6 protein-coding genes are annotated in these 7,030 nt (G+C 76.0%); 1 reads left to right on the top strand and 5 read right to left on the bottom strand.

Annotation, left to right across the window (positions count from 1 at the left end):
* Positions 1–85: 85 nt before the first annotated feature.
* The gene (locus tag ACI79D_RS09690; RefSeq protein ID WP_456918160.1) at positions 86–1,225 is read right to left on the bottom strand and encodes a glycerate kinase; all 1,140 of its coding nucleotides are present in this window, start codon (positions 1,223–1,225) and stop codon (positions 86–88) included.
* Positions 1,226–1,232: 7 nt separating this feature from the next.
* Positions 1,233–2,522 (bottom strand): nickel-dependent lactate racemase, encoded by a 1,290-nt coding sequence (gene larA, locus ACI79D_RS09685; RefSeq protein ID WP_456918159.1) that lies wholly within the window; start codon positions 2,520–2,522, stop codon positions 1,233–1,235.
* Positions 2,523–2,788: 266 nt separating this feature from the next.
* On the opposite strand from larA, the gene ACI79D_RS09680 reads away from it, so the two are divergent.
* Positions 2,789–3,967, top strand: coding sequence for an acyl-CoA dehydrogenase family protein (locus tag ACI79D_RS09680; protein ID WP_456918158.1), 1,179 nt, complete (start codon positions 2,789–2,791; stop codon positions 3,965–3,967).
* Positions 3,968–4,106: 139 nt separating this feature from the next.
* Here the strand turns inward: ACI79D_RS09680 and ACI79D_RS09675 are convergent, their stop codons facing one another.
* From ACI79D_RS09675 to ACI79D_RS09665, 3 genes are read right to left on the bottom strand one after another with little or no spacing between them, the layout of a single operon-like run.
* Positions 4,107–4,928, bottom strand: coding sequence for an SDR family NAD(P)-dependent oxidoreductase (locus tag ACI79D_RS09675; RefSeq protein ID WP_456918157.1), 822 nt, complete (start codon positions 4,926–4,928; stop codon positions 4,107–4,109).
* Positions 4,925–5,983: a zinc-binding dehydrogenase gene (locus ACI79D_RS09670; protein WP_456918156.1), complete on the bottom strand. Its 1,059-nt coding sequence runs from the start codon at positions 5,981–5,983 to the stop codon at positions 4,925–4,927. Before ACI79D_RS09670 ends, ACI79D_RS09675 begins: the two co-directional genes overlap by 4 nt.
* Entirely contained in the window at positions 5,980–6,783 is an 804-nt protein-coding gene (locus ACI79D_RS09665; RefSeq protein ID WP_456918155.1) for an alpha/beta fold hydrolase, read from the bottom strand. Before ACI79D_RS09665 ends, ACI79D_RS09670 begins: the two co-directional genes overlap by 4 nt.
* Positions 6,784–7,030: the final 247 nt, after the last annotated feature.

Here is a 7,030-nt window from a genome sequence, read left to right as displayed (position 1 = left end):
CCCCCACCCCCGCCGGCGCCCCCGCCCCGCCCGCCGCCCCCCCCGGCGGCCGCCCCCCCCCCCCCGCCCCCCCCGCCCACCGCCGTCAGGAGGACGCCCGCAGCTCCTCGCCGATGCGCCGACCCACCGTCTCCAGCAGGACGGCGGCGTCGGTCATCGAACGCGCCGGGTCCGGCTCGAGGTCGGTGAGCGCGTGGACGGCGCCCAGCCCCGCGGCCCGCGCCTCGTCGGGGCTGATCAGGCTGCGGCCCACCACCGCGACCACCGGCGTCCCGGCCTCGCGGGCCAGCGCGGCCAGCCCGATCGGGCCCTTGCCGCGCAGGCTCTGCGCGTCCAGCGACCCCTCGCCGACGACGACCAGCGCGGCGCCGCGGACGCACTCGGCGAACCCGGTGAGCTCCATGAGCAGCCCGACGCCGGGGGTCAGCCGCGCCCCCAGCACGCTCGACAGCCCGAACGCGATGCCGCCCGCGGCACCCGCGCCCGGACCGTCCCGCAGGTCGGCGCCGGTGGCGGCGGCGACCACGTCGGCCCAGCGGCCCAGGGCGGCGTCCAGCCGGGCCACCGCGGCGGGCGTCGCGCCCTTCTGCGGGCCGTAGACGGCCGCGGCGCCGGAGGGGCCGGTGAGCGGGTTGTCGACGTCGCAGGCCACCACGACCTCGGTGTCGGCCAGCCGCGGGTCCAGGCCGGAGAGGTCGAGGAGCGCCGCGCTCGCGAGCCCGGCGCCCCCGGGCGGGACGTCGTCCCCCTCCGCGGTGAGCACCCGGGCCCCGAGGCCGACCAGCGCGCCGGCGCCGCCGTCGGTGGTGGCGCTGCCGCCGACGCCGATGACGACCCGCCGGGCGCCGGCGTCGAGGGCGTCGGCGACCATCCGGCCGGCGCCGAGGGTGGTGGCCGACAGCGCCGTCTGCTCGGTGGGGCCCGGCGGCGGCAGCAGCGCCAGCCCCGCGGCGGCGGACATCTCCACCACGGCGGTCTCCCCGCGGACGGCGTACCGCGCGGTCACCGGGTCGCCGAGCGGACCGGGGACGACGCAGGTGCGCGCGGCGAACCCGGCGGAGAGCACCATCTCGACGGTGCCCTCCCCGCCGTCGGCGATCGGCTGCTCGACGACCTCGGCGTCGGGCAGGGTCCGCCGCAGGCCACGGGTGAGCGCCGCGGCGACCTCGGGAGCGGTCAGCGAGCCCTTGAACTTGTCGGGGGCCAGGACGATCCGGACGGCCACGGGGCGCTCAGCCGGCGAGGTAGGGGATCGTCTGCGGCCCCTCGGGGAGGTAGCAGACCCGCGCGGAGGGCCCGTGCCGCTCCACCGCGTCGGTGATCGCTGCGGCCAGGTCGGCCACCGGCACCAGGTGCGCGGCCCGGACCTCGTCGGCGGGCAGGCCCGAGCAGTACAGCCGCACGTCGGCCTTGGCGAGGATCCGGGCCAGGACCTGCACCTGCCACTGGTCGGGCACGCTGAAGCCGGGGGAGCCGATCAGCTCCAGCAGCCCGGCGGGGTCCGGCGCGGACCCCAGGACGTCGGCGAAGGAGCCGTGCGCGGGCAGCCCGTCGGCGCACTCGGCGGCCACCACCACGGTCCCGCCGGGACGGACCACCCGCTCGGCGGCGGCCATCCCCTTCACCGCCTGGTAGAGGTTCTGGTCGAGCGGGAAGCCGGAGTTGGTCGTCACGACGACGTCCATCGGCTCGGGGACCGCGCGCATCGCGGCGGCGCGGGCCAGCTCGCAGGCGTGCGCGTGCATGGTGGACAGCTCGCCGCAGACCACGTGGGTGATCCGCTTGGCGCGGTCGAGCAGCACGTCGAGGGCCAGGTCCGGCGGCGCGGCGGCCGCGCACGCCCGGATGTCGCGGTGCACCGGGTTGTCCTCGACCACGCCCCAGGTCGCCAGGGGGCTGCCGATGCGGGCGGCGTCGTGCAGGACCATCACCGTGTCCAGGCCGGCCAGGCCCGGCGCGACCATCTTGGGGCCGCCGCTGAAGCCGGCGAAGAAGTGTGGCTCGACGAACCCGGTGGTGATCCGCAGGTCGGCCTCGAGCCACCGCGAGTTCAGCCAGAGCGGGACGCCGTCCCCGACGGTGCCCACGAAGGTGAGCGAGTCGCGGTCGCGAGCGTCGTGGTTGACGACCTCGCAGCGGGCGACGACCTCGTCGCCCAGCATGTCCCGGAGCTCCTCGGGGGTGTTGCCCCGGTGCGTGCCGGTGGCGACGAGGACGGTGACCTGGCAGCCCCGGGCCGCGCCGTCGATCTCCTCCAGCAGGGCGCGCAGCACGGGCTCGCGCGGCTGGGCGCGGGTGCCGTCGCAGACCGACACGGCGATGGACATGCCGTCGCGGACCAGGGCGGCCAGCGGGGGAGCGCCGCGGGGAGCGCGCAGGGCCGCCCGCAGCGCCGCGTCGGGGTCGGGCAGGGCGGGATCGTCCCGCGGCGTGATGACCAGGGCGCCCTCGGCGAGGGGCACCTCGACCGTGCCGCGCCCGTAGGCCAGGGACACCGTGCCGGCCGGCGAGGTGAGGGTCATCGCGTAACCGTCCGTCCTGGGGTCCGTATGCCGTCGGCCTGTACGTTCCCGGCCGCGGCCCCGAGTGTTCCGGCCTCAGTGTGCCCGGCGGGTCCCGTCTTCCGCCTCGGCAATGTGTCCCTTGACACAGGCCCGCGGTCCAGCCAACACTTGCCCCCGGATGGTTGTCCGTTAGACGGACACATGCCCGCTCGGGCGGGCGACCACACCCTGGCACCGCTCTCTCCCGACCCGACCGAGCCCGACTCGGCAGAACAGGAGCCCCCATGACGACGACCGCACCCGACACGGCCGGCCGGGAGCCCGCCGACCTCGTGGCGGCGGCCCGCGCGCTGCAGTCGCTGGTCCGGGACAACGCCCCGGCCAACGAGGCCGCCGGGAAGCTGGTCGACGCCGTCGACGACGCCCTGCACGAGGCCGGCCTCTACGGGATGTGGACGCCGCGCGAGCTCGGTGGCGCCGAGTGCGACCCGATCTCCTCGCTGGAGATCGTCCAGACCCTCGCCGCGGCCGACCCGTCGACCGCGTGGGTGCACATGGCCGCCTCCCTGGCCACCGGCACCGGCGGCGCGTACCTCTCCGACGAGGCCGTCAAGGAGATGTTCTCCGGGGAGCGCCTGCCGGTCGTGGCCGGCCAGGGCACCCGGCCCGGCAAGGCCGTGACCGACGGCGACGGCTACCGGCTCAGCGGCGACTGGAGCTTCGCCTCGGGCATCAAGCACGCCCAGTGGATCCACACCCTCGGCATCATCGAGGAGACCGGCGAGCCGCGGATCTTCGTCCTCCCCAAGGAGCAGGCCGAGCTCATCGAGACCTGGGACGTCATGGGTCTCAAGGCGACCGGGAGCATCGACTACAAGACCCGCGACGTCTTCGTCCGGGACTCCTTCACCCACCTCGGCCCGGTCGAGGAGGGCCGGCGCGGCGGCTGGATCTTCAAGCTCGGCATCATGCACTTCGCGCTCATCGGCCACTCCGGCTGGGCGCTGGGTGTCGCCCGCCGCATGCTCGACGAGCTCGCCGAGTCCGTCCGCGCCAAGGCCGGCCGCGCCGGCTCCATGGCCGAGAACCCGCGGTTCCACTCCACCTACGGCGAGCTCGAGGCCCGCTACCACGCCGCCCGTGCCTTCGTGTACGAGGTGTGGCGGGAGGCCACCGAGACGCTGCAGAACGGCGAGGAGCTCGACGTCGACCAGCGCACCCGGCTGCGGCTGGCGCTCTACAACGCCACCTGGACGGCCGAGGCGATCAGCGTCGAGGTCTACAAGGCGGCCGGCACCGCGGCGCTGCGCACCGGGGCCCTGCAGCAGTACTTCCGGGACATGCACGCCGGCACGCAGCACGTGACGTCGGCGCCGCACGTCCTCGAGGGCTGCGGCAAGTACCTGGCCGGCCTGGCGCCCGAGCACACCTGGCTCTACATGAACCTCGTGCCCAAGGGCTGAGCGGTCCCGATCCACGGCGGCCGGTCCGGGAGTCCTCCCGGGCCGGCCGCCGTCGTCTGCGCGGGCACGGACGCGGACGCGGCGAGGGCGGGGCGGGACCTGGGTCCCGCCCCGCCCTCGTGTCTGCGGGGAGCGCCGGTCAGAAGACGCCGGTCAGCGTCCCGCCGTCGACGGGGTACACAGCGCCGGTCATGAACGAGGCCGCGTCGGAGGCCAGCAGCAGGGCGAGGCCCTGGACCTCCGACGGCGACCCCATGCGCCGGAGCAGCACGGTGTCGGCCCACGCCTGGTCGATGGCCGGGTCCTTGGGGCCGCGGCCGCCGATGTTGGTGTAGAAGGGGCCGGGGGCGATGCCGTTGACCCGGATGCCGTCCGGAGCGAGGTCGACCGCGGCCTGGCGCACCAGGTTGGCCAGGGCGCCCTTGGACGCGCTGTAGCCGTAGCCGACCATCGCGTCGGCCCGCAGCCCCGCCGTCGAGACGGTGACGACGATCGAGCCCCCGCCGGCCGGGCGCATGACCTTCGCCGCCGCGCGGATCGTGGCCAGCGTGCCGACCAGGTTCACCGCCAGCGCCCCGTCGAAGGTCTTCCAGTCCATGTCGTAGAGCCGGCCCTCGGGCGCCTGGACCGACGGCCCGCCGGCGATGCCGGCGTTGGCGAAGACCGCGTGCAGCCCGCCGCGCTCCGCGGCTGCCTCGGCGACGGCGGCCTCCACCGCCGCGGGCTCGGAGACGTCGCAGCGCCGGGTGGACACCGGGCCCCCGGCCTCGGCGAGGGCGGCCGCGCTGCGCTCGAGCTCCTCGCCGTCGACGTCGAGCAGGGTGACCGCGGCGCCGCACTGCAGCAGCCCCTCGGCGATGGCCAGGCCGAGCCCGCTGGCGGCGCCGGTCACCAGGGCGTGCCGGCCGTCCAGTCGCAGCCGGTCGGGCAGCGGGCGCGGGTCGGGGGTCGTGGCGCTCATGCGGGGACCTCTCCTCGGGGGTGATCGGTCGGGGTGCGCAGGTCGACGAGGACCTTGACGGCCGAGCCGGTGCCGTCCTCGAGCAGCTGCAGCGCGTCGGCGGTCTCGGCCAGCGGCAGCACGTGGCTGACCAGCGCCCCGGCGTCGTCGGCGCAGCGCCGCACCAGGTCGGCCGCGGCGGCGAACTCCTCGTAGGTGCAGCAGCTGACACCGAGCACGTCCAGCTCCTTGATCGGCAGCGGCCCGGGCCCGAACGGCGCCGTCGCCGCGGTCATGCCGACGACGACCACCCGGCCGCCGTGGCCGACGAGGTCGACCGCCGTCGCCAGGACGGCGGGCACCCCGGTGGTGTCGACGACGACGTGCGGGCCCTCGGGGCCGGCCGTGGCGAGCACCAGCTCGGCGAGGTCGGGGGAGTCGGGGGCGGCGGTGGGGAAGCCGAGACCGGCCAGCAGCTCGCGGCGGGCGGGTGCGGGATCGACGGCGAGCACCCGTGCGCCGCGGTCGCGGGCGGCCAGGGCGCAGGCGGCGCCGATCGGCCCCGCCCCGAGGACGACGACGGACTCCTCGGCGAGGACCCGGCCGCGGGCGACGGCGTGCACGGCGATCGAGACCGGCTCGACCAGCGCGGTCAGCTCGGCCGGCAGGCCGGTCGTGACGACCAGGGAGGCGGTGTCGGCGAGCAGGTGCTCCTGCAGGGCGCCGTCCCGGTGGACGCCGATGAGCTGCAGCCGGCTGCACACGTTGACCCGGCCGTCCCGGCACGGGCGGCACTCGCCGCAGGGCAGCACCGGCCACACGGCCACGCGCTCCCCGACGGCCGGCCCGCCGGCGGGGTCGGCGGTGGCGACGACGGCGGAGAACTCGTGGCCCTGCACGCGGGGGAGCAGGCCGTCGTGGGAGGGGCCGAGGTCGGCCCGGTACAGGTGCAGGTCCGAGCCGCAGATGCCCACGGTCTCGACCCGCAGCAGTGTCTGGCCCGGCCCCGGAGGGCCCGGTTCCGGCCGGTCGGACAGCCGGATGGAGTTCGGGCCCTCCGTGACCGCGGCTCTCATCGGCCGGCGGCGTCCTCGCCGAGGAAGCCGAGGACCTCGGCGGCGACCTCGTCGGGCCGCTCGTGGTGCAGGCCGTGCCGGGTGCGCGGCAGGTCGCGCAGCTCGGCGCCGGGGATCAGCCGGGCGTAGGCCTCGCTGTGCTCGCGGGGGATGATGACGTCGATCTCCGCGGCGATCACCAGCGTCGGGCAGGTGATCTTCGGCAGCCGGGCCGGCAGCTCGGGGTCGTGCAGGTACGGATCGCGGGCGAACCGGGAGAAGGCGGCCATGTCCTTCTCGGTCTGCGCGATCTGCTCGGGGGTGGGCGGCGCGGAGAGGGCGGCCTCGACCAGCGCGTCGTCGTAGAAGAGGGCGCGCACGAGGTCCGGCGGCGCCATGTTGAACAGGTCGGCCGGGGGCGCCTCGGGCACGTCCAGGCCGGCCGGCGCCATGAGCACCAGGTGCTCGACCCGGTCGGGGATGGTGCTGGCCAGCTCGGCGGCCGTCCAGCCGCCGAAGGAGGCGCCGACGAGATCGAAGCGGTCGATGCCGAGCTCGTCGAGGAACCGGAGGTAGTGCTGGACGAGGTCGGCCATGGTGGCCACCTCGGGGAGCTCGTCGCTGCGGCCGAACCCGGGGTGGTCGGGGGCGATGAGGTCCACCGACTGCGCCATCCGCTCGTGGAAGGGCTCCCAGTTGCCCGCGCCACCCGCGGCGTGCAGGAACAGGACGGGGCGCCCGGAGCCCTGGCGGAACAGGCTGATCTCGCCGGACCCCATCCGGAGCCTGGTGGGGGTGGGTCCAGCCGCGGGAACGGTCACGCTCAACTCCTGCCGTGTGAGGGGAACGGACAGTCGTCCGTCTCGCCCGCGACCGTGACGCATGACACGTCCCGATGTCAACGGCCCGTCCGTCCCGCGGAGACCGGTTCCCCGGCGTGTGGCAGGTGTAGCGGGACGGCAACGGCCGTTCCCGCGCCACAACGGACAGGTGTACGCCTGACGGTTGACACCGACTGTGGTCGCTGTCACTGTTCCGCCACCACCACGACGCCCGGCCGCTCCGACG

Source organism: Geodermatophilus sp. SYSU D00708 (assembly GCF_054050115.1).
This window is presented reverse-complemented; position numbering and strand designations above follow the sequence as displayed.